The organism is Bacillus mycoides (genome assembly GCF_018742245.1).
GTDB lineage: Bacteria > Bacillota > Bacilli > Bacillales > Bacillaceae_G > Bacillus_A > Bacillus_A cereus_U.
Window position 1 is genome coordinate 2,395,977 of the sequence record NZ_CP036132.1, and the last position, 21,376, is coordinate 2,417,352.

Genomic DNA, 21,376 nt, shown 5'->3' on the forward strand with positions numbered 1-21,376 from the left:
TTCGCTAAACAAAGCCAACCGACAGAAAAGAAGAAGAAATAAGAAAAGGAGCTCTCTTGATAAAGAGAGCTCCTTTTTAAGGTATATTGACATTTCAGCAAAACATATCGATCGCTCAACCAAATAGTCATAAGTGCAAGACTTAAATTCATGCGGCGAATGGCAGCAAATATAATATTATTGTCCTGCTTTTTCTAATGCTTCTTGACGGTGACCTCATATAAAATGCCAATACTCCATTTTATATAGCATGATGTTAAATAAATAAATTTTAATTCAAAAGAAATTGGTGAAGTGTTACGACATGTAATTGTACATGAAATTCATCATATTGGTCAGCTATCTATATGGGCGAGAGAATTAAATCTTCAACCTGTTTCAGCAAATTTAATTGGAAGAGGTTTATATATATAAGAGGATTTCTTAGTTGAAATCCTCGGATTTTTTCTGACGTATATGTAAAAACATTAAGAGGGTAATGATTAAAAAGATCATAATCGTTTGTATGATTAAATTTTTAAACTGAAGCAAAATGGTCCAAGATGTAACAACGTCTTTGAAAGCTTGGAGTGCAGAATATGAGGTAGGTTCAAAACCGTATTGAAGTAACTTTTTTGTTTCAACAAAAGCCGTGTTTTCTTCATTGGCGTCTAATACTACAGAAATAAACCTTGTATCTCCTTGTTTTGCTGTACCAACAAAACTATAATTACCGTTAGTTGACAAACTAGTTTGCAAGCCATCAACACCTTTTAGTTTAATGTTTTTATCAAGAGAGTAAATCATTTTATTTGTGTTGAGAACTTGAAAATCTTTGAAGGTAAATGGGTAAGAGGTTAGTTTAGTTATATTTAATACATCTGGATAGTCTTTTATTAATTGTGCAGCTATTTCGGCTGCGTCTATTGCTGTTGTAATCGATTGTTTATTCTTCTCGCTATTTATTCCAGTGGAATTTAAAAATGGAGATTGTTGTGATAACTTTAGTTGTTTTGCTTTTTCATTCATTAACGATGTGAAATTATCTTCATTTCCAGCAATGTGTTCTGCTAGTTCAAGTGCAGAACGATTATTTCCGGTTAAAAGCAATGTATTTAGTAAATCACGAACGGTTGTTTTATCATTCGATGTTACATGTATAGGACTCGTTTCGGTTTGAAAAACGTCGTTACTTATTTTTACAGATTCATCTAATTGTATTTTGCCATCATGAAGTTGTTCCATCACAATATACTCAGTCATTAATTTAGATAAAGTGGCCGACTGAATGGGAGTACTTTCATTTTTTTTATAAACAATCTCACCAGAATTAGTATCTATTAAAATAGCTGATTTAGCTTGAATAATTGGACCATTTACATAAAGGTGAAAATATAAAACGATAAGTGCAGTAATGAGAAAAGATAATAATAAAACTGTTATTTTTTTCAAGAATTGCATAAGCGATCCTCCTACTATTACATCAATAATATTATTGTAAAAAGGAATGCTTAATTAGGAAGAAAGAAAAGGTAAAGAATTTCTAAAGAATTATAAAGAATTATTAAATTTTGGATATTAATGGAATATAAAAGGTTCAATTTCTTATATGATAAAAAATTGAACCTATAAATATGTGGTATTAAGCTTTATAAGGGAGTAGTTTTACAGTGAAAGTTGTTTTTTTATCATCGCTATATACTTCAATTGTTCCTTTATGCAATTCAACAATACTTTTTGCAATTGCTAATCCGAGTCCAGATCCACCAGTGTTTGTTGAACGTGATTTTTCAACACGATAAAAACGTTCAAAAATATGAGGTAAATCAGTACTAGGGATAGGTTGTCCGTAATTTGTTATATCAATTGTAATCATGTTATTGCTTTCGTAAGCGGTAATATCAATATGATCTCCATCATTTCCATAAGTAATAGCGTTTATGATTAGATTTTCAAACACACGTACTAATTTATCCCCATCAGCTAGTACCATTAGCTTTTGAGATGGGAAAGAAGGGCGACATTCAATATTAGCTTCTTGAAGCTGTATCCGAAATTGGACAGTTAATTGTCCAATCAATTCTACAATATCAATGGGAGCAGAATATAAACTTAACTCTTTATTTTGAACGCGTGTATATTCAAACAAGTCATTCATTAATGCATTAAGACGAGTTACTTTATCGTAAATGACTTGAATATAGTATCGTAATTCTACTTCATCTCTATAATTATCATGATGGATTAAATTTACGTATCCAACTATAGATGTAAGAGGGGTTCGTAAGTCATGTGATACATTTGTAATAAGTTCGCTTTTTGCTTGTTCTGCCTGTCTTTCTTCATCAATCGAAACTTTTAATTGCTCAATAATTTGATTGACCCCAGTTGCCAGTTCTTCTAAATAATTATGGTGTACGATGGAAACTTTATGATTAAAGTTTCCACTTGCAATATACCGAATCTCTTCAATCATTTTTTTTATACAAGTTTCATAGTAAACCTTTCTTTCATGACGATAAAAAATGTATAAATAGGATGAGAAAATAGAAAATAAAAACAAATAAGATACAATCATCATCCATAAAGACTCTTTTAATCCAATATATTTTTCATGGCCAAAAATTCTAATGAATTCTTTTCCTAGTTCACTTAAAGTAAGTGAACTCTCAATTACACTAGTAACGAGGCGATAAATAATTAATTCAGTAATAGGGGTTAGTGTGATAGCTAATAAGAGCCAAAAAATAATTTTCCATTTTGGGATATCTTTTAATATGTCAAAAGCTTCATTTCTCAATTTTATAGCCTACTCCCCAAACAGTATGAATAAACTTTTCTCCATTCATTACTGTTTCAAGTTTATCCCGCAAATTACTAATATGAACCATCACAGTTTTATTTGAACCATAACCATCTTCATTCCAAACGCGTTCAAAAATTTCTTCGGAACTAAAGACTCTTCCTGTATTACTCGCAAGTAAATATAAAATATCAAATTCAATAGATGTGAGTTTAATATATTCTCCATTTACTTTAACAGTATGATTATGTTTATGTATTTCAACAGAACGAATACGAATAATACCATCTTCATTCTTTTGGGAAGTAGCATTTTGGAAAGAGGATCTTCGTAATAAAGCTTTCACTCTAGCCACTAATTCTAGTGGATTAAACGGTTTAATCATATAATCATCTGCGCCGGTCATAAGTCCTAAAATTTTATCCATATCTTCAGCCTTTGCACTAAGCATAAGGATAGGTACAGTATTATTTTCACGCACTTCTTGACAAACTTCCAATCCGTTTCGTTTGGGCATCATAATATCCAAAATCATAAGGTTAACTTCATATGTAGATATCATTTGTAATGCTTCATCACCATCATAAGCTTTATAAATGTTATAGCCTTCATTTCGTAAATAAACAGCCAGTAATTCTACAATATCTTTATCATCATCAATAATTAATATGTTTTTATTCATTTTATAGTTAGTTCCTTTCCTTACAATTAATCAACATTACTATAATATCAAACATTTATGTATTTTGTAGTAATGTTTCTACATAAAATTTCATGTATCGTATTAAAAAGGAATTAAAACATTCATAACGAATATAAAATAAGAAGGATATTTAAACTCCACATTATACTGAAAGATAGTTATAAGGGGGACTTGCTATGTTATATAATGATATATATTCATTTACTCCAACTGGAAAAATAGAAAATGATATTAAAGCTTTTCTATTAAAATACAATAAAGAATTTACATATAAACATTCAATTCGGAATTTAAAAGAAATTGTAGAGTAGAAAGGGTATAAAAATGCAATTAAAAGAATATATGAATCAAACATTCCCAGGAGTTACATTAGTACCGTTCATATACTTTCAGTGGGAAAATCATCTTCATTTTGATTTTGGGAAAGATAAATATCAAAATATAGAAGGAAACGACGATTTAAACATGGAATACTTCTCTCGACTATATACATATAATAAATATTTATTTGAAGATATATTTTCAAAAGAAGATGAAGTGTTTTTAGTAACAAATGTTTATTGATTTAAAAAGGAAAATGTGAAAAATTCGCAGAAAATAAATGTATATAATCGATTTATTAAAAAGAGGGAAATAAAGTTTCAGGTTAGACAAGAAACTTTACCATTTTTATTTAATGATGAAGAAGTAGATTTATATTGTACATATCAATTTTCATTAAAATGCTTTGCGGAAGATATTAAATACCAATCGCTTATTAAAGCTGCTAATCATGAAGATTTCTCAGGGCTTCACCCGCGTTTTGGGCGTAAGAAAGAAATTTCTTATCCAGATGTATTTCTCATAAATGCAACGAAAGATATTATCATGTTTATTTATCCTTTTCGGCAAGAAGACTCCATCTGATTTGTGTTACGGGTGAAGCCCAACAATTCAGGGGGAGATGAATTGCCGTCAGTCAATAGGCTGAACTCTCTGAGAAGGGTGGTGAAAACAATGGCTAGAAAGAAAGCAGTTAAAGTATTACGTAAACAAAAGAAAATAGAAAACATGCAACGATTCACTCAGAAACAGAATATCGGACGAGCTTGCCTCACGGCTAAAGAATTTCGTTTACTTCAACGCATGTCGCATAGTTCAAAAGCATTGCGAAATGTTGGATTGTACACCATTAAACAAAGTTATTTGAACAATAATAAAATGGCTACTGTAAAAGAAGTGGACACTGCCATGCAAGCCGATATGAACTATTGGGGCATTCAATCAAACTCTGTTCAAGCGATTCGTAGAGCCTTATATACAGAAGTGAAGAGCTTTTTTAAAGCATTGGAACAGTGGAAGAAAAATCCTGAGAAATTCACAGGTCGTCCTAAGTTTCCGAATTATTCTGGTTCAACTGACAAACGAATCATTGAAATCTATCAAGTTCCAAAAGTTGATGATAACGGGTATTGGATGATTCCGATGAATGTTGCATTCAGAAAAAAATTCGGTTCCATTAAAATACGTATGCCTAAAAATTTAATAAATAAAAAAGTCTCCTACATTGAGATTGTACCCAAGCAAAAAGGTCGGTTCTTTGAGGTGCATTATACATATGAGATGCACGTTTCTCAAATGAAGAAACAATCCACGACTACTAGTAACGCTTTGAGTTGCGATTTAGGTGTAGACAGATTATTAAGTTGTGCAACAAATGCAGGTGATACATTCTTAATTGATGGAAAAAAATTAAAATCCATTAACCAATACTTCAACAAAATGATACGTAATCTGCAACAGAAAAATAGGGGAAATGGACTTTCAAAACGAGTTGTAACGAATCAAATGGCTGCACTTTGGCATAAACGAGAACGACAAATAAATGGTTACATTTCACAAACTGTAGGCCTGTTGTTCAAAAAAGTGAAAGCATTCAACATAGATACGGTTATCGTAGGGTATAACACTGGTTGGAAACAAGAATCTGATATGGGAAACAAGAATAATCAAAAATTTGTTCAAATCCCATTTCATAAATTGATTTCAGCAATTGAGAATAAATGTGTAAAAGAAGGCATCCGATTTTTGAAACAAGAAGAAAGCTATACCTCAAAAGCTAGTTTTCTAGACAAAGATAGGATTCCTGTTTGGTCTAAGGATGATAGGACTCATTATCGTTTTAGTGGCAAACGAATGACTCGTGGTCTGTATCGAAGTAAATCAGGAAAATGTATCCACGCTGATATTAATGGTGCGTTGAATACATTGCAAAAATCAAGAGTTGTAGAATTGGATGAAAATCTCAAAGTGAAAACGCCGATTCTATTAGAAGTGCAAACACGTAAGGCTGTTGCTTCGTGCATAGCTTAGTGGGTGCGTCAACCATCCATGTGTACTCGACTTGTCGGGGCTTGTAGCACACGCCGGAGTCATCTGAGTGGTGGCTTCTTCCACAAGGAAGAATTGCTCTTTTTCGAAAGGGTGGTGCAAGTGGGAAAACAATCGTTCGTTGCCAGTACCAACCAAAAACTTACTTGGGGTGTTACCGAAAGATGGCATGAATTCTAGAGTGTCAAACTGTCTAGCGATAGACGAAAAGACCTAGAGTTCTAACTCAAGCCCCCACTGAAATGCTTCATCTCAGTGAGGGGAGTTGACGATGATAGAGGATGTGAAGTAATTGCGAAGAATAAAGAAAAGATACGGGATTTATATGAGAAGTATAAAGAGTGGATACCAGAATATGAACGAGAGAGTATAGATGACTTATTTACATGAAAATAGGAGGAAGTGAAGTGTGTAATGAAAAGGATCGCAATTGTATCTGCATGGGAACCAGAGCTTACGTATTTGCATCAACATTATCCAAGTGAGCGTGTAGAAAAAATAGCAGCTTGGGAATTTCATTTTCATTCTATTAATGAATTAGAAGTTATTTCAGTTGTAACTGGTGTCGGTAAAGTAAGTTGTGCTAGTTGTGTACAACTATTAATAAGTGAATTCCAGCCAGATCAGTTATTTATGACAGGGATTTGCGGGAGTTTATCAGATAAGGTGAAAAATGGACACATCGTTGTAGCTCTTAATACTTTGCAGCATGATGTTACTGCGGCTGGTTCAGGAGAAGATAGTTTTAATCTATATGATGGTAGAACAGCACCTATTGAAACAACTAAATCACTCGTAAAGCGAATGAAGAAATTGCGTTCGTATGACCCGGTCCATTTTGGTACATTTCTATCTGGAGATCAACGTATTCGAAGTTCAGAAATGAGGTATTTACTTCATACTGTATACGGTGCTTTAGCCGTTGATCAAGAAGTGGCAGCATTTGCTTATGTATGTCGTGTAAATAACAAACCATTTCTATGTTTAAAAGCTGCCTCAGATCAAGCGAATGACAAAACGAAAGAAGAACAAAAGGTTTTTAAAATGTTAGCATGTGAACGAGCATGTGAGCATTTAATTACTTTTTTACGTGTTTATGAGATTACTGTAGTTAACAATGTATAGTAAGAGGAGTATAGTGATGAAAGCTACAAATAAAATAGCGATTCTTGGTGCGAATGGAAAAGTCGGAAAATTCCTCGTAAATCAAGCGTTAGAAAAGGGCTATCAAGTACGAATATTAACGAGAAATTCTAAAAATATGACGATAACTAATGAAAATATAGAGACTATCAGTGGGGATGCCCGCGATTTTTCAGTCATACAGGAATTACTTCAAGGGTGTAAAGCTGTGATTAATGCGGTGGGTCAGCCGAAAAATGAACCTTATATTTTTAGTACAGTTACGAAGCATATTTTAAAAGTAATGAAGGAATATGAAATGAAGCGCTATATTCTTATTTCTGGAGGCTCCTTAAATGTAAAAGGAGATCAGAAGGGAATTGCAAATAAAATAGGGGCTAATTTGTTTCGATTATTTCTTCCAAAGATGATGCAGGATAAATATAAAGAATTGCAAATTATACAAAGTAGTGAAATAGATTGGACAATTGTTAGATTACCGTTTGTTATAGAGGGAAATGGGATTGGTGATATTAAAGAGAGTTTAGTAGATATGCCAGGAATCAAAATTCAAAATGGGGATATTGCACCGTTTGTAATAAAACAAATTAATAGTGAAAGATATATAGGAAAGTGTCCGCTCATTTCAAATTAAGAGGTGAATTACAATTGCATACGTATTATGGAGAACTTTGTACAAAGATATATGAAAGTGATAAATCAATTGCAGCCGGAAAAGAATTGGATTTTTATCTTTCTTTTGTAAAAGATAAAAATATACATGTGTTAGAACCAATGTGCGGAAATGGTAGAATGTTAATTCCCTTTATGCAAAATGGTGTGAATATAGAAGGGTTCGATATTTCGAAAGATATGCTTAAAGTTTGTAAAGATAAAGCAGAAAAATTAAACTTAAAACCGGTTGTGTCACAAGGAAGAATAGAAGAATATCATAGTGATAAAAAATACGATCTTATTATGATTCCTATCGGTTCATTTTCACTTTTACCAAATAATTTAGTAGACAATAGTCTTCAAAATATGAAAAACAACTTAAAGGAAAATGGCAAATTACTTCTGACAATTGTACAAGGTGGAAGTGAGACAGAACAAATTTTAGGTTGGATAGAGACAAATAGAAAAGAAATTAACAATGAATTAATTGTTGAGTATAGAAAAGTTTCATATGATAAGGCGCAAAAACTTCTAAAGATTATACTGAAATATGAAATCATTCATGATGAGAAAATAAAAGAAACTGAGATTATGGATTTTCCTATAAGACTATATGATTTAAAAGAATTTGAAAATATACTTATTACTAATGGGTTTAGTCAAATTGTTGTTCATGAAATAAAAGATGGATATGGTGAAGGTAATTCATTTCATGTATTTGAATGCAGTTTATAACAAGTCAAAGCGGGGGATTATACTTATATGATTCAATACAAAAGATGTAGTGAAGTAAGTATAGATTTAGTGTATAAAGCTTTTAAGGATGGATTTTCAGATTACATCATTAAACTGGAAGTTTCAAAAGAAGATTTTATAAAAAGATTTTTTGGGCCAGAAGGGAATTCGCTAGAACACTCCTTTCTTGCTTTAGACGGTGACAAATGTGTTGGTGTAATACTTGGTGGTATTAAGGTATATGAAAGTATAAAAACAATGCGCTGCGGAACATTAGCTGTTCATCCAGAGTTTCGAGGCATTGGTGTAAGTCAAAAGTTATTTGAGTTACATAAAGAAGAAGCGACACAAAATAAATGTAAGCAGCTTTTTCTTGAAGTTATTGTAGGAAACGATCGGGCGATTCATTTTTATAACAAATTAGGTTATGAAAAAGTATATGATCTTTCTTATTATAATTTAAATGATTTAACTAAAATAATGAATAAAGGTAATAAAAATATTGAAGTAAAACAATTAGAATTTCCAACATTTAAAGTTGAAATTCAGAAATGGTTAAACTTCCATATAAATTGGCAAAATGATATTGATTATATCGAAAAAACAAATCATACATTTTACGGTGCATATGTTGATAGTGATATAAAAGGTTCTGTATGTGTAAATGAACAAGGAAAAATTAGTTTTATTTTCATAGACAAAGACTATAGAAATATTGGTGTTGGGACGAAATTATTACAGGTAGCAAGTGAAGAATTAAAGTTATCAAGTTTATCAATTGGGTTTCCAAACAACAATTTACTGAAAGGGTTTTTAAAGAAATCTGGATTTGAAAAGAATTCTTTAGCACAATATGAAATGTATTTATTGCTATAAAAAGCGGAAGGAATTATTCTTTTCGCTTTTTATTTTGCACTATAAACGTTTTTGCTGTATGTGGGAGGATAAGTAAAAACAACAGAAGTTTTGTTACCTATCTTATTGAGCTAACTGGCACTTTAGTTGAAAAAGGAAAATGTATAGTAAACATAGAATATATTAAAAGATTTATGAGGTGAAAGTGATGGCAATTAAGCAAGACGAAATTAGAGTAGTAGTCGGAGCTGGAGTATTTAATAATAATCCAGGTTGGGTTCAAACGCAAGAAGATGAACTTAATTTACTAGACAATACCACTTGGGAAGAAAGATTTGAATACAATTCCATTTCAGCTATTTTAGCAGAGCATGTATGGGAACATCTTACTTTTGAAGAAGGTGTAAAAGCAGCTGAAATTTGTTATAAATTTTTAAAGCCATCAGGTCATATTCGGTGCGGAGTGCCTGATGCATTTTTCCGAGATGAAACCTACCAAAATATAGTTCAAATAGGCGGCCCTGGCCCGAAAGACCACCCAGCTGCAAGCCATAAAATCGTACATAATTATAAAACATTAACGAAAATGTTTGAAATTGCTGGATTTGAGGTAGTTTTACTTGAATATTGTGATGAAAATGGTCAATTTTATTACACAGAATGGGATGCGAATGACGGCGTTATTTTCCGTTCGAAAAGGTATGATTCTAGAAATAGAGGCGATAAACTTGGTTTTTCATCGCTAATTGTTGACGCGATTAAAAGGTAAGTCATTCACCTAAAATAGGTGTTAGTTCTATCAGTTCATGAGTCGCAAATGCGGCTTTTTTTATTTGTTTTGTAAACCTACGTTTAGCAAGGAATTAGACATACATAATAAGTGATTTTGAACATTACATAACTTGATTTGAATACTATATTAGCTCTTATTAACACCATTTATCTTAAAGGAAATTGCTTTTAAATATTTAATGGAAATATCATATAAAGTAAATAAATCAACGTTTTCTCATGTTGAATTTTTTTGCGGAAATGTTGAGGTACGCCTATTGTAATAAACACATGGAGAGAATATATAATAAATCAATCAATGTTCAAGATACCATTCACACATTAAATTAATATTTCATTGCCATAGAGATTTCTTTTATACATAAATTCGTGTAAAATAAAACAGGAACATACATTCTATACAAGAGTAGGAGGAAATAAATATGTTAGCTCAAATAGAGAAACAAACTGATGGCTATATTATAAAATTTGAACGCCAATTTCCTTATACAATAGAGGAAGTTTGGTCTGTTTTAACTGAAAACAGCAAGCTTAAAAAATGGATGTCTAATTTACAGATTGAAAACCTTAAAACAGGTGGAATTATAAAGTTCGACATGATGGATGGTTCATTTTTAAATATTGATATTTTAGAGTGCCAACTAAATTCAGTACTTGAATTCACATGGGATAAAGATCGTGTCCGATTTGAAATACATAAAGAGGAAAATGGTTCTCTTTTACTACTTAAAGAATACATTCATGAATTAACTGATCATACACCAAAAGATATAGCTGGTTGGCATATTTGTCTTGACCTTTTTTCTTCAGTTTTAGAAGAGGAAGAGAAGGAATTTTCTAAAAACGAATGGCAACAATGGTTCGAAAAATACAAGGATAAGATTCAAGAAGTGAGAGGATAATTGTATAATAGGTAATATTCATTATGTAATTATTATATTGTAAAAATGATTTTGTGGAAAAATAAGAATAGAGGTTAATATGAAAGTAAATCAATTAATTGCTAATAACATAAATAAACTTGATACTGTTATTCCGTTTAATAAATCACTTGGTATTGCTGGTTTATCTGGATCTGGAAAAACAACTCTTTGTCAAACAATTGGTGAAGAATCAAAGAAGCGTCTAGTTTCCTTATTGCCAAAGGCTGAATATCAATATTTATTTCCTAATATTATGGAAACTAATTTTAGTGCAATTAAAATGGAAGAAATGCCTTTAGTACTTTTTTTAGGGAAATCATCAATTTCTTCCAATCCGCGTTCGACGATTGGTACTCATACAGGTGTTTTTAAAGAGATTCGTGAAAAATTAGCGGAAGAATTTAATCTTTCTCCTGAAGTCTTTTCATTTAATAATCAATTAGGTTGGTGTGCTGGCTGTAAAGGGCGTGGTACTACTAAAAATATTGAGTGTAAAAAATGTAAGGGGAAACGTTATAGTGAAGAAGTTGAACAACGTACTATTGAGTTATTTGCTGAATCACATACAATTTCGGATATTAACGATTTAAGTGTTGAATCTATTCTTTCACTAGCAGAAGAATTAAATATTAGTGAAGCAAAACAACATATACTGCAAAATATTATCAATATGAACATTGGTTATTTAACATTAAATCGAATTATGGGTACGTTGTCAGGTGGAGAATTAACACGACTTTACTTAGCTGAATTCATGGCAGTAAGTGAAAATGCTGTAATTATTATTGATGAGATTTCCGTGGGGCTTGATCACGAAACATTATTACAAATATTAGAAGCGATCGGAAAATTAGGGTACAAAAATCAAATTTGGCTCATTGATCATTCAGATACAGTACTGGATACAACGGATGAGCAAATGTTCTTCGGACCTGGTAGTGGAAAATATGGTGGAAAAATCGTAAAAGAATCACCAAGGCCAAAGCCAATACTATCGGAACGAAATTACAAAATGCCAACAGAATATTATACATTCCATGAATTATATTGCCGAAATATCCAAATGACTGAGTTTCAGATTCCTAAAAATAGACTTGTAACTGTTACAGGAGAGTCTGGATGCGGGAAATCTACACTTGTCAATGAGTGTTTAGCTACAGATTTCTTGAAACGATATCCAAAAGATAAACTAGTTATGGTAGGGCAAGATCGAAACCAATCGATTACAAGTCGATCAACTGTAGCAACTTTCTTAGATATTAAAAAGAAACTGACAAAGTATAGTGAAGAAATTGATGATATTTTTGAGCGCTCAATTGAGGATATTATTGATGAAATTCCAAACGAAGATATTGCGTATAAACGCTTGAGCCTACTAATCAAATTAGGACTGGGCTATTTAACATTAGAACGAAAAACACAAACATTATCAACGGGTGAGTTTCAATGTGTTCATTTAGTTTCTGAGTTATTTGCAAAAACAAGAAATCCACATACATTGTTTATTTTTGATGAGCCTTCAAAAGGTTTATCGCAAAATATTTTAAATCAATTTATAGATAGTGTTAGAGGGATATTACAAGATGAATCAGTCTCTATCATAATGATTGAGCATAACAGTTACATGCTAGAAAGTTCTGATTATATTGTCGATTTTGGAAAAAGACAGCTTGAATCTATAGAGCATCTTGATGTATTAATTCATGAGGATTATTATCGTCAAAAAAGCAGTGTGAATAATGCTGAGCAAATACATATTTCTTCAACACTGAATCAACAAAATGGAATTAATTACTTAGAAGAAAATCATATTGATTATTTTAAAAATGCAGAAAACATCTATAAGGGTGGCATATTAAAAAGCTTATCATCAATGGCGCGTTTAATTTACGGTGAATACGAATCTGATACAATTGCACCTGTAGTTGCTATTGATCTCGAAAGACATTTGTATAGTCAATATAGTTTCTTATATGAAATTGGTGGATTGATCAATCATATTGTAGCTGCTCATCCGACTAATAAAGATACGAGAAGCTTCGATTTTTATTCTCAGGATAATCATTGCCCATCATGTTCGGGACGTCTTCAAATTGAAGTTTTTGATAAAGAAATTACAATTCAAGATAAAAATGTTCCATTTTGGGATGGTCTATTCGATCCGGAAATTATGAAAGTATTAAAATTTTATCAATATGAAAAAATAGAATTTCTATTTGAAGAAATTAAAAATGAGCTTGGTCATGATTTGTCAAAGAGCTATAACGATATGTCTGAGGAAGAAAAACATACATTTTGGTACGGCTATTTTGATAAGTCATTTTATGATAAGAAAGGCAAGACACGTAGAACATGGGTAGGATTTAATACAATTATTGGCGGATATATTGTTATTTCAAAAGCAGCTATTAAAGAAGATATTAAAACTTCTAAAGAAATGATGACATGTCCAATTTGTGAGGCAACTGTATTAAATCACCAAAAACCACTTAAATTTGGAGATACAGATATTCGTGAAATTATCAATCAGCCGCTTAATGAAATAATAAAAATTGTAGGAGATTTACCTGTACTCATCAAATTGAAATCTATCGTAGGTGACAATATGATTATGACAGAAGATGTCTCTTTACTGCCTAGGAAAACACAAGTCGCACTGAAAATGTTTGAATTAGAACAAGCAAGCTTTTCAAACTATGAAATGGTGTTACAAAATGTTTTACCATTCTGGGGCGAAATTAAAGGTAATATCGAATCAATCAGCAATAATAATAAGGTGACTATTTGTGATTTCCAAAATATCAATGAAACAAGAGAAACTATCATAGATAAGTATTTCACAAATGGAAAATATAAAAAATTAACATATGTGTATGAAGCATTTGGTTATAAAAAATTAGTTACCCAAATTAATAAAATAAAAAAAAGCAACCCATGCCCATTCTGTAACGGAAAAAAAGTTATAACCGAAGATAATCTACATGATGGCGTGTTTAAATTAACAATTCCATGTATAACTTGTAATGCAAGTGGTATTAATGATGAAGGGCTTAAAGAAATTGTTGAGGGCGTGGATGTACAAACATGGTTAACTGGAAAAGTTAGTGATGTTGTGGATGAAAGCTTACGAACTGAGGATGTTGCAGACATTCCAATATTTAATCGAATTCGTGAGTTGAATAAGCGAGAAATGATGGCAGTTTATGAATGTCTGGAGAAAAATAATTAAATTAAGAAGAATAAAAAATAGTGGTCAGTTAGGGATTAAAAACTCATTTGCAATAATCTGCAAATGAGTTTTTATGTTGAAGAAGAGTTTCTTTAAACGTGTTAAGGTAGTTAGATAATAGAGCAAGAAAAATCTATTTGTAATACAAATATAAATTATTCTTAAATTTTAAACTGAAAGGTATTACAGGTTGGCATTTATGTTTAAGTTTTGTTAGTCTTTCTAAGATGTAAATAATTTATCTGTGAGAGTTAGTTTTAAATCGTTAATTATAATCATTTATTATATAATTATTGACGTATAAAAATGTTTTTTGGGGATAATAATTTAGGTTATTTGGATAATAACAAAAGGAATATGCTACTTTTTTAGTGATTGTATAATTATTATAATTTTTAGATTTAACAGAAATATATACTTGAATGAAGTATATATTTCTGTTAAATTTATCCTATGGACAAAACAAGTTTAATTAAAGGTCATTTAGAAATGTGTGTGTTATCTATTTTGTCGAAAAAGAAAAGTTATGGTTATGAAATTATGAAAGAACTTGAAGTACACAATTTAAAATTGAAAGGAGTAGGAAGTATTTACCCTATTTTAACTAAGTTAAAAAATCAAGAGTGGGTAAATACTTATCAAGAAGTAACAGACAGTGGTAAAGTTAGAATCTATTATGAAATTAATGAAAACGGGAAAATACGTCTTGAGAAGAAAATTAATGAGTGGTTAGAATTACAATCTGATATTCAAACATTATTAAAAAGTGGTTTGAAAGGAGACCTTCTGAAATGAGGAATGAATTAAACGGTAAAGAAAATCAATTTTTAACTGACGTACTTAAGGAATTAAAGCAATACGATATCAGCTTAGAAGAAAGGGAAAATATTAAGCAACAAATATTAGAGCATATTCAAGAATGTCGTGAAAATGGGGAGGATAGTATAAATGATCTAGGTACGCCTCAATTATTTGTTCAAGATTTTTTAGAAATAAATGAAATTGACCTACAAGTTAAAATGAGACAACTTCAAAATGAAAAGGGAAATTCGAGCACATTTATCTTAGGTGGCATATTCATCGCAGTTATTACTTACCTCATCTCACAAACTACACTTTCACTATTTTTAACTGAATCGTTTAACGGAACTAATAGCAAAAATACATTTAATTATAATCTTTTATATCGTATAGCAGAGAATCAATGGTGGAACTATGTATTAATAATGTTTAGTTTTACGCTCTCTATATTAGTATTTATTAGCCTAGTAAGTTATAAAAAAAGAAAGCTATCTAAAGTATAATGAAGAAAACTATCTATAAACTATTTCAAATTTGTATTCTTTGTAATGTATTAATATTATGTATCGTACATCCAAAAGTTTATGCTCAGCAAAATATTAAAGTTACATTAGATAAGTATATTGAAAAATTTATAAAGGAACAGAACATTCCTGGAGCTTCCGTTGCAATTGTACATCATAAAGATGTATTCTTTACAAAAACATGGGGGATTACTGGGGAGTCTGAAAAAAAGGTAACTAGTAAAACCCCATTTGCGATTGGCTCAATAAGTAAATCTTTAACAGCTTTAGCTATAGTCAAGTTAATAGAAGATAAAAAAATAAAATTAGAGGATTCAGTTCAACAACATCTTCCTTCGTTTAAACTAAAAGATACACAATCAACTTCAAATATAACAATCCAACATCTACTAACTCATACAAGTGGAATAAACACATATGAAGGCTTAGCATTATCAGATAAACAATTGAAGAGTTCTAAAGCATTAAAGGAAAATGTAATGAAACTTTCAAAAGTAAAATTAAATGCCCCACCAGGGGAAAAATATCAATATAGTAATGCAAATTATATGATACTTGGTGCCCTTATTGAGGCAGTCACAAATGAAACATATTCTTCATATATAGAAAAGCATGTTTTTCAGCCTTTAAAAATGAATGGCGCAGCGGCAAATAAAGAAAGTGCATACGAAAAAGGCTATTTAACAGGTTATCAGTCGTTGTTTGGTATACCAAGAAAAAGTGTAGTGTCTTATGATAATGCTGGAGCACCGTATGGTTATATTACCGCGAATTTGGAAGATATGATTCAATTTATAATGTTTTTGAATCACCAAGACCACACTCAATTTTTAAAGAAAGAAAGCATGGATCTTTATCTATCACCACTTTATAAAATAAATTCAGAAAAAAGTTATGGGTTTGGATTAAGAACAACAAATATAAATGAAAGCGAAACGATGGTTTGGCATTCAGGATCAACGCCTGATGCTCGTGCAGAAATGTTTACTTTAAATAAAAGTGGCTGGGCTGGTGTGATTTTAACGAATAAAAATCATGTATTAGAAGAAACAGCACTAACGGTATTGAAAAAGGGGATTATTAGTATTTTGAATGGGGAAAAACCTGGTGATATCCCTAAAAACATACCATTCACACAAATTGTTATGTCGATAGTCACACTCTCACTCATTATTACATCAATTATGTTAGTGAAAAAGTATAAACATAAGAAAACTTGTAAAAAACTAACTTGGCTGTTCGCTGGGAGTATTTTTCTACTATTATCTATTATTTTGATCCCACTTCTTATTTATTGCACAAATTCACCGTGGCATACGACTAAATTGTTTGCAGCAGATGTAGCTTTACTCGCTAGTATTACAGTAATTTTATTAGCTGTGAACGGACTAATATCAATATTTATAGCCTTGAGGAGTAAGAAAGTATAAGGGTAAATAATTGAAGAAATATAATTTAAGTTGTTAAAAATAGTTGACTCTCACACAATGTCATTGTTTAAGCTAAAGTTGAGCTTCGAAGTAGATAGAATTTTTAGGAGGAAACCATGTTTAAAATTGGAGATTTTTCAAAACTATCTTCCATTAGTATACGTATGTTGAGACATTATGATAAAGTGGAGCTATTACAGCCAGTAAAAGTCGATGAGCAAAGTGGTTATCGATATTATTCAGCAGCTCAATTAAAGAAAGTAAATCGAATCCAAACGTTAAAAGATATGGGGTTTAATATCGCTACCATTAAAGAAATAATAGAATGCGATAATATAGATAGTATAAAGGAGCAATTTCTAAATCGTAGTACTCAAATTAAAGAAGACATGAATAACCTCCAAAAACAATTACGTCTCCTCGAAGACTCAATGAAAACGATGAGAGAGGATGTTGTTGAGATGAACTATCATATTTCAATAAAGGAAATTTCAGAAAGAAATGTAGCTAGTGTTAGAAAGGTTATTCCATCATATAATTGTGAAGGGGAATTATGGAGTATATTAATGAAGGAAATTCATTTTAAAAATATTAGTATAGCTAATCCGATTAATAGCATTGCTGTCTTCCATGATCAAGAATATAAAGAAAATGATGTAGATGTAGAAATACAGCTAAATATTTTAGGGAAGTATGAAAATACAAAAGATGTTCATTTTAAAAAGATAGAGCCAATCAAGGTAGCATCTATAACAGTAAACGGAAATTATGAACAAATGATAAACGTAAATGAAGCAGCGGCAAAATGGATTGAGGCGGAAGGATATGAAATAGCAGGCCCGATGTTTAATATTTATCATGTTAGCCCAGCGATGGAATCGGATCCTAATAAGTGGGTTACAGAGGTTTGTTATCCAATTAACAAATAAGTAAAAAAAGGCATATTTTATGCCTTTTTTTATTTTATTGTGCTCAAAAATGTATAGCTAAAGGGCTTGTCGGTTTGATTTATCAACTAAATTTAAAATTACGAAAATAAGTGGAGGCAGTTAAAAAATTTTATACCTACTGGAAATTGTGTTTAAATAAAAACCTTCAAGATAATTTACAGTTGAACCTTAAATTAATGATATGTGTATCCTCCATCAGGAAACAACACATTACCCGTAGTAAAACTATTTTGCATTAAATATAGTACAGTATGTGCAATTTCATCATTATGCCCAGGTCTCTGTACAAGAGAAAGAGATTTATAAGCTTCATAAGCAGCTAGTCTATTTTCGTTTTGTTCATTCTCTCTTCGTATCGTTCCAGGAGAAACAACATTAACTCTAATTGGAGCTAATTCAACAGCTAAAGCTTTTCCTAAACTTTCAATAGCGCCATTACAAGCTCCGTAAGCAGGCGCTCCTTTAAGTGGCCGCTGACTAAATGCACCGGACATTAATACAATAGATCCAGAGTTTGAGAGAAAAGGAATTGCATATCTTACGGCATAATATTGTGGCCAAAACTTTCCGATAAAGCTGCTTTCGGCGATATCATCCGTAGCAGTTATTGGTCCAAGTGTGTAAGAGGCTCCTGGTGTGAATAAATGATCAAAATTCCCAACTTTCTTGAAAAAATCTTGTAATTGGTTTTTATCTTGGTTATCCAATACATAAGTTTGAAGGTGGTTGTTATTTATTACTTCTCGAGCAAGCATTAATTTTTCTTCCGAGCGTCCTGCAATAATAACATGTGCTCCTTGTTCAATTGCTTGTTTTGCTGTTGCTAATCCAATACCAGAGCTTCCACCAATGATAACGATACGAGTATCTTTTAATGTAGTAATAGACATATTTTAGCCCCTCCTTTAATAAAAACTTTAAAATAAAACTGCTATGCTTTTATTATTCGCTAAAAGATTGCAAGTGAAAAGTACGCACTTTATATGTACATAGTCGCAAATTTCGTACTAATCGCTTGTTATATGGATACATAATATAAAAAATTACTCATTATAATTTATGATTTGAGGGGAGTGGTGAGGAAAGTGAATTTAGAGGAACCGAAATTAAAAGGGGTAATAGCGACATTACAAATAATCGGTGGGAAATGGAAGCCACTCATTTTATTTATATTATTAACAGATGGAACGAAACGGTTTGGTGAATTAAAGAGATTAATACCAGGCATTTCTCAAGGAACATTAGCGAAGCAGCTTCGTGAATTAGAGCACGATCAACTAATAAAACGCGAAATTTATCAAGAAATACCACCTAAAGTGGAATATAGCTTAACTGAGCATGGAAAAACAGTCAGTATTGTTTTGGATAGTATGTGTGGTTGGGGAAGAGGACATTTAGAATATATCGATAAAAATAAACTATAATATTATTATGTAAACTAAATGGGATTTGTCGAAACATATCGTTTTAATAATTTGTATTTTATAATATATAATTAAATAGTGTTATAGGTTATTATATATGCAGTCTTCCAGATGAGGTGATATAGATGAAATGCTGTATCGTTCGAAGTAACTAGTTGTTCGGGGCTGAAAAAATGCGTAGCAGATATAAAAGAAGACGTAGGCCCTTTCACGATAATATCAACTATGAGTCTATTTCGAGAATCATCTAAACAGTTAATGCATTTTTACAAAGGGGAAATAATAAAATGAATGAATTAGAGTATAAAAGTTTTTATGATAAAGTGGGACGATTAAATGGGTGGGACTTTAGTAAGCTAAAGTGTGAAACTGTAGGTGACACTTGGGACTTTTATGGCGAAGTGCAAGAAAGATGTAAACCATCAGATATTCTACTTGATGTTGGCACAGGTGGAGGAGAGAATATATTAAAAATAGCATCTTCAGCTGCATTACTGATTGGAATAGATAATTCTAATGGAATGATCAAAACAGCACATTCCAATTTGAATAAAGCAGGTGTAAAAAATGTTGAATTTCTTCAAATGGATTCGGAATTTTTAACGTTTCCGCATGCTCATTTTGATATTACTTCAAGTTGTCATGCGCCGTTTGTAGCATCTGAATTGGCAAAAGTAATGAAAAAAGGTGCTTTTTTCTTAACACAACAAGTTAGCGAACATGATAAATTAAATCTTAAAGAAGCATTTGGTAGAGGGCAATGTTTAGGTGAAAGAGATGGTACGTTAAAAGATAATTATATGGGTGAACTTATTAGTGCAGGATTTGAACTCGTACAAGTACGTGAATATGATGTTACTGATTATTACAGTACTCCTGAGGATCTTATTTTCTTATTAAAACATACGCCTATTATTCCTAGATTTGGAGAAAAAGAAGAGGACTTTAATATTTTACAAAAGTTCATTGACGCTAATAGTTCCGAAAAAGGTATTCATACGAATTCAAAAAGGTTTATGATTATTGCTGTTAAATCATAGTGTATTTTAACGTAAAAGCTGATTTTCTTTAAAAGAAAATCAGCTTTTTTTGTAGAAAAGAATGCAGGGGAAACTTAAAAATCATAGAAATAGGTAAAGTGGTAATCTAAAAATTGAAATATAGGGGATAATTATTTTGAAACGTTACTATATTAACAACGAAAAAATAAACGCACATATTACTGAGTGGGGAAATAATGAAAAGCCCGTTATCTTTTGTTTACATGGGTTAGGTAGTACGAGTTTAAGTTTTATAGAAATTGCAGAGGAATTAAAGGAAGAGTATAGATTTATCTCCATTGATGCACCTGGGCATGGTAAAACACCGCCCTTTGAAAGAACGGAAGATTATGAGATGCTGAATTTAGCAAACTGGTTAAATGAAATAATAAATGAACTGAGAATTGAACATTTCTATTTTTTATCACATTCGTGGGGAAGTTTTGTAGCACTATTTTATTTATTAAATAATCCAGAAAAAGTACTAGGAAGTATTCTTATTGATGGTGGATATCAAACAAAAAGGCTTCAAGAAGAAACGCTTGAAGAGGAAATCGCGTATTACGAAAAGGATTTTGAAGAATATATTTTTAATAATTGGGGTGGATTTTTCAAAAGTGAAAAAGAAGCATATACTAGGTGGTCTCCATTATTAGAAGTTGCTGTAAAAGACCTAGGGATTGAAATGGATATTAAAGTATGTTGGCATGCGAGAGGTACAACAGCTGGTAATATAATAAGAGGTATGCATAAAGATGAAACGATAGATATTTACGAGAAGTTACCATCTAATATTATATTGCTTCGAGCTACAGTTCCACAAATATGGGATGAATATAGAGATAAAACAGTGAGGATTTTCAAGTTAAAAACTGGCGCGAAAGTAAAATTAATCTCTGATACTACACATTTGTTACACTGGGATAAACCAGAAGTTGTTATAGAGGAAATAAAAAGTAATTGGAGCTAACATATTCATACTAAAGTTGTAGTTTTCACATGAAAAATCCACCCTTCGGTT

19 protein-coding genes and 4 pseudogenes are annotated in these 21,376 nt (G+C 31.3%); 19 read left to right on the forward strand and 4 right to left on the reverse strand.

What is annotated here, in order from left to right; all coding sequences use genetic code 11:
• Nucleotides 1-279: 279 nt before the first annotated feature.
• Nucleotides 280-414: pseudogene (locus EXW56_RS12110) on the forward strand (DinB family protein); the annotation flags it as partial.
• Between the two features lie 9 nt (nt 415-423).
• On the opposite strand, the gene EXW56_RS12115 reads toward EXW56_RS12110, so the two are convergent.
• The 3 genes from EXW56_RS12115 to EXW56_RS12125 all read right to left on the reverse strand — a co-directional run bounded on the left by EXW56_RS12115 (nt 424) and on the right by EXW56_RS12125 (nt 3,464).
• Complete coding sequence (locus EXW56_RS12115) at nt 424-1,440, reverse strand: D-alanyl-D-alanine carboxypeptidase family protein (protein ID WP_215558500.1); 1,017 nt, start codon at nt 1,438-1,440, stop codon at nt 424-426.
• A gap of 181 nt (nt 1,441-1,621) precedes the next feature.
• Nucleotides 1,622-2,779, reverse strand: a complete 1,158-nt coding sequence (locus EXW56_RS12120; protein WP_002110024.1) for a sensor histidine kinase — start codon at nt 2,777-2,779, stop codon at nt 1,622-1,624.
• Nucleotides 2,769-3,464, reverse strand: a complete 696-nt coding sequence (locus EXW56_RS12125) for a response regulator transcription factor (protein WP_215597515.1) — start codon at nt 3,462-3,464, stop codon at nt 2,769-2,771. The genes EXW56_RS12120 and EXW56_RS12125 overlap by 11 nt, the downstream gene beginning before the upstream one ends.
• Before the next feature lie 197 nt (nt 3,465-3,661).
• Between EXW56_RS12125 and EXW56_RS12130 the strand changes: the two are divergent.
• From EXW56_RS12130 to EXW56_RS12200, 15 genes and pseudogenes are all read left to right on the forward strand, one after another.
• Nucleotides 3,662-3,784 (forward strand): annotated as a pseudogene (locus tag EXW56_RS12130) (HD domain-containing protein); the annotation flags it as partial.
• A gap of 25 nt (nt 3,785-3,809) precedes the next feature.
• A pseudogene (locus EXW56_RS12135) lies at nt 3,810-4,373 on the forward strand (DUF3885 domain-containing protein); the annotation flags it as partial.
• Between the two features lie 108 nt (nt 4,374-4,481).
• Entirely contained in the window at nt 4,482-5,837 is a 1,356-nt protein-coding gene (locus EXW56_RS12140) for an RNA-guided endonuclease TnpB family protein (RefSeq protein ID WP_215558501.1), read from the forward strand.
• A 288-nt stretch (nt 5,838-6,125) separates the two neighbouring features.
• Nucleotides 6,126-6,245: pseudogene (locus EXW56_RS12145) on the forward strand (DUF3885 domain-containing protein); the annotation flags it as partial.
• Nucleotides 6,246-6,269: 24 nt separating this feature from the next.
• The gene (gene mtnN / locus EXW56_RS12150) at nt 6,270-6,980 is read left to right on the forward strand and encodes a 5'-methylthioadenosine/S-adenosylhomocysteine nucleosidase (RefSeq protein WP_002032255.1); all 711 of its coding nucleotides are present in this window, start codon (nt 6,270-6,272) and stop codon (nt 6,978-6,980) included.
• Nucleotides 6,981-6,996: 16 nt separating this feature from the next.
• Nucleotides 6,997-7,632, forward strand: coding sequence for an SDR family oxidoreductase (locus EXW56_RS12155; RefSeq protein ID WP_113709425.1), 636 nt, complete (start codon nt 6,997-6,999; stop codon nt 7,630-7,632).
• Nucleotides 7,633-7,646: 14 nt separating this feature from the next.
• Entirely contained in the window at nt 7,647-8,387 is a 741-nt protein-coding gene (locus EXW56_RS12160) for a class I SAM-dependent methyltransferase (RefSeq protein ID WP_215558504.1), read from the forward strand.
• Between the two features lie 27 nt (nt 8,388-8,414).
• A complete protein-coding gene (locus tag EXW56_RS12165; protein ID WP_088039420.1) occupies nt 8,415-9,263 on the forward strand; it encodes a GNAT family N-acetyltransferase in 849 nt (282 codons plus the stop codon).
• Between the two features lie 184 nt (nt 9,264-9,447).
• Nucleotides 9,448-10,011 carry a class I SAM-dependent methyltransferase gene (locus EXW56_RS12170; protein WP_215597516.1) on the forward strand — a complete coding sequence of 188 codons (564 nt, stop codon included), beginning with the start codon at nt 9,448-9,450 and terminating at the stop codon, nt 10,009-10,011.
• A 445-nt stretch (nt 10,012-10,456) separates the two neighbouring features.
• Nucleotides 10,457-10,936, forward strand: coding sequence for an SRPBCC family protein (locus EXW56_RS12175; RefSeq protein WP_215558507.1), 480 nt, complete (start codon nt 10,457-10,459; stop codon nt 10,934-10,936).
• A 79-nt stretch (nt 10,937-11,015) separates the two neighbouring features.
• Nucleotides 11,016-14,186, forward strand: a complete 3,171-nt coding sequence (locus tag EXW56_RS12180) for an ATP-binding cassette domain-containing protein (protein ID WP_215597517.1) — start codon at nt 11,016-11,018, stop codon at nt 14,184-14,186.
• 453 nt (nt 14,187-14,639) lie between these two features.
• Nucleotides 14,640-14,981 (forward strand): PadR family transcriptional regulator, encoded by a 342-nt coding sequence (locus tag EXW56_RS12185; protein WP_002032268.1) that lies wholly within the window; start codon nt 14,640-14,642, stop codon nt 14,979-14,981.
• Nucleotides 14,978-15,490 carry a DUF1129 domain-containing protein gene (locus EXW56_RS12190; RefSeq protein WP_002168325.1) on the forward strand — a complete coding sequence of 171 codons (513 nt, stop codon included), beginning with the start codon at nt 14,978-14,980 and terminating at the stop codon, nt 15,488-15,490. The genes EXW56_RS12185 and EXW56_RS12190 overlap by 4 nt, the downstream gene beginning before the upstream one ends.
• Nucleotides 15,490-16,941, forward strand: coding sequence for a serine hydrolase domain-containing protein (locus EXW56_RS12195; RefSeq protein ID WP_131232146.1), 1,452 nt, complete (start codon nt 15,490-15,492; stop codon nt 16,939-16,941). The genes EXW56_RS12190 and EXW56_RS12195 overlap by 1 nt, the downstream gene beginning before the upstream one ends.
• Before the next feature lie 116 nt (nt 16,942-17,057).
• A complete protein-coding gene (locus EXW56_RS12200) occupies nt 17,058-17,870 on the forward strand; it encodes a MerR family transcriptional regulator (protein WP_215597518.1) in 813 nt (270 codons plus the stop codon).
• A gap of 194 nt (nt 17,871-18,064) precedes the next feature.
• On the opposite strand, the gene EXW56_RS12205 is transcribed toward EXW56_RS12200, so the two are convergent.
• Nucleotides 18,065-18,781, reverse strand: coding sequence for an SDR family oxidoreductase (locus EXW56_RS12205; protein ID WP_215597519.1), 717 nt, complete (start codon nt 18,779-18,781; stop codon nt 18,065-18,067).
• Between the two features lie 186 nt (nt 18,782-18,967).
• On the opposite strand from EXW56_RS12205, the gene EXW56_RS12210 reads away from it, so the two are divergent.
• The 3 genes from EXW56_RS12210 to EXW56_RS12220 all read left to right on the forward strand — a co-directional run bounded on the left by EXW56_RS12210 (nt 18,968) and on the right by EXW56_RS12220 (nt 21,325).
• Nucleotides 18,968-19,315: a winged helix-turn-helix transcriptional regulator gene (locus EXW56_RS12210; protein WP_002085409.1), complete on the forward strand. Its 348-nt coding sequence runs from the start codon at nt 18,968-18,970 to the stop codon at nt 19,313-19,315.
• A 287-nt stretch (nt 19,316-19,602) separates the two neighbouring features.
• Nucleotides 19,603-20,355, forward strand: a complete 753-nt coding sequence (locus tag EXW56_RS12215; protein ID WP_215597520.1) for a class I SAM-dependent methyltransferase — start codon at nt 19,603-19,605, stop codon at nt 20,353-20,355.
• A gap of 136 nt (nt 20,356-20,491) precedes the next feature.
• Entirely contained in the window at nt 20,492-21,325 is an 834-nt protein-coding gene (locus EXW56_RS12220; protein WP_215558512.1) for an alpha/beta fold hydrolase, read from the forward strand.
• Nucleotides 21,326-21,376 lie beyond the last annotated feature (51 nt).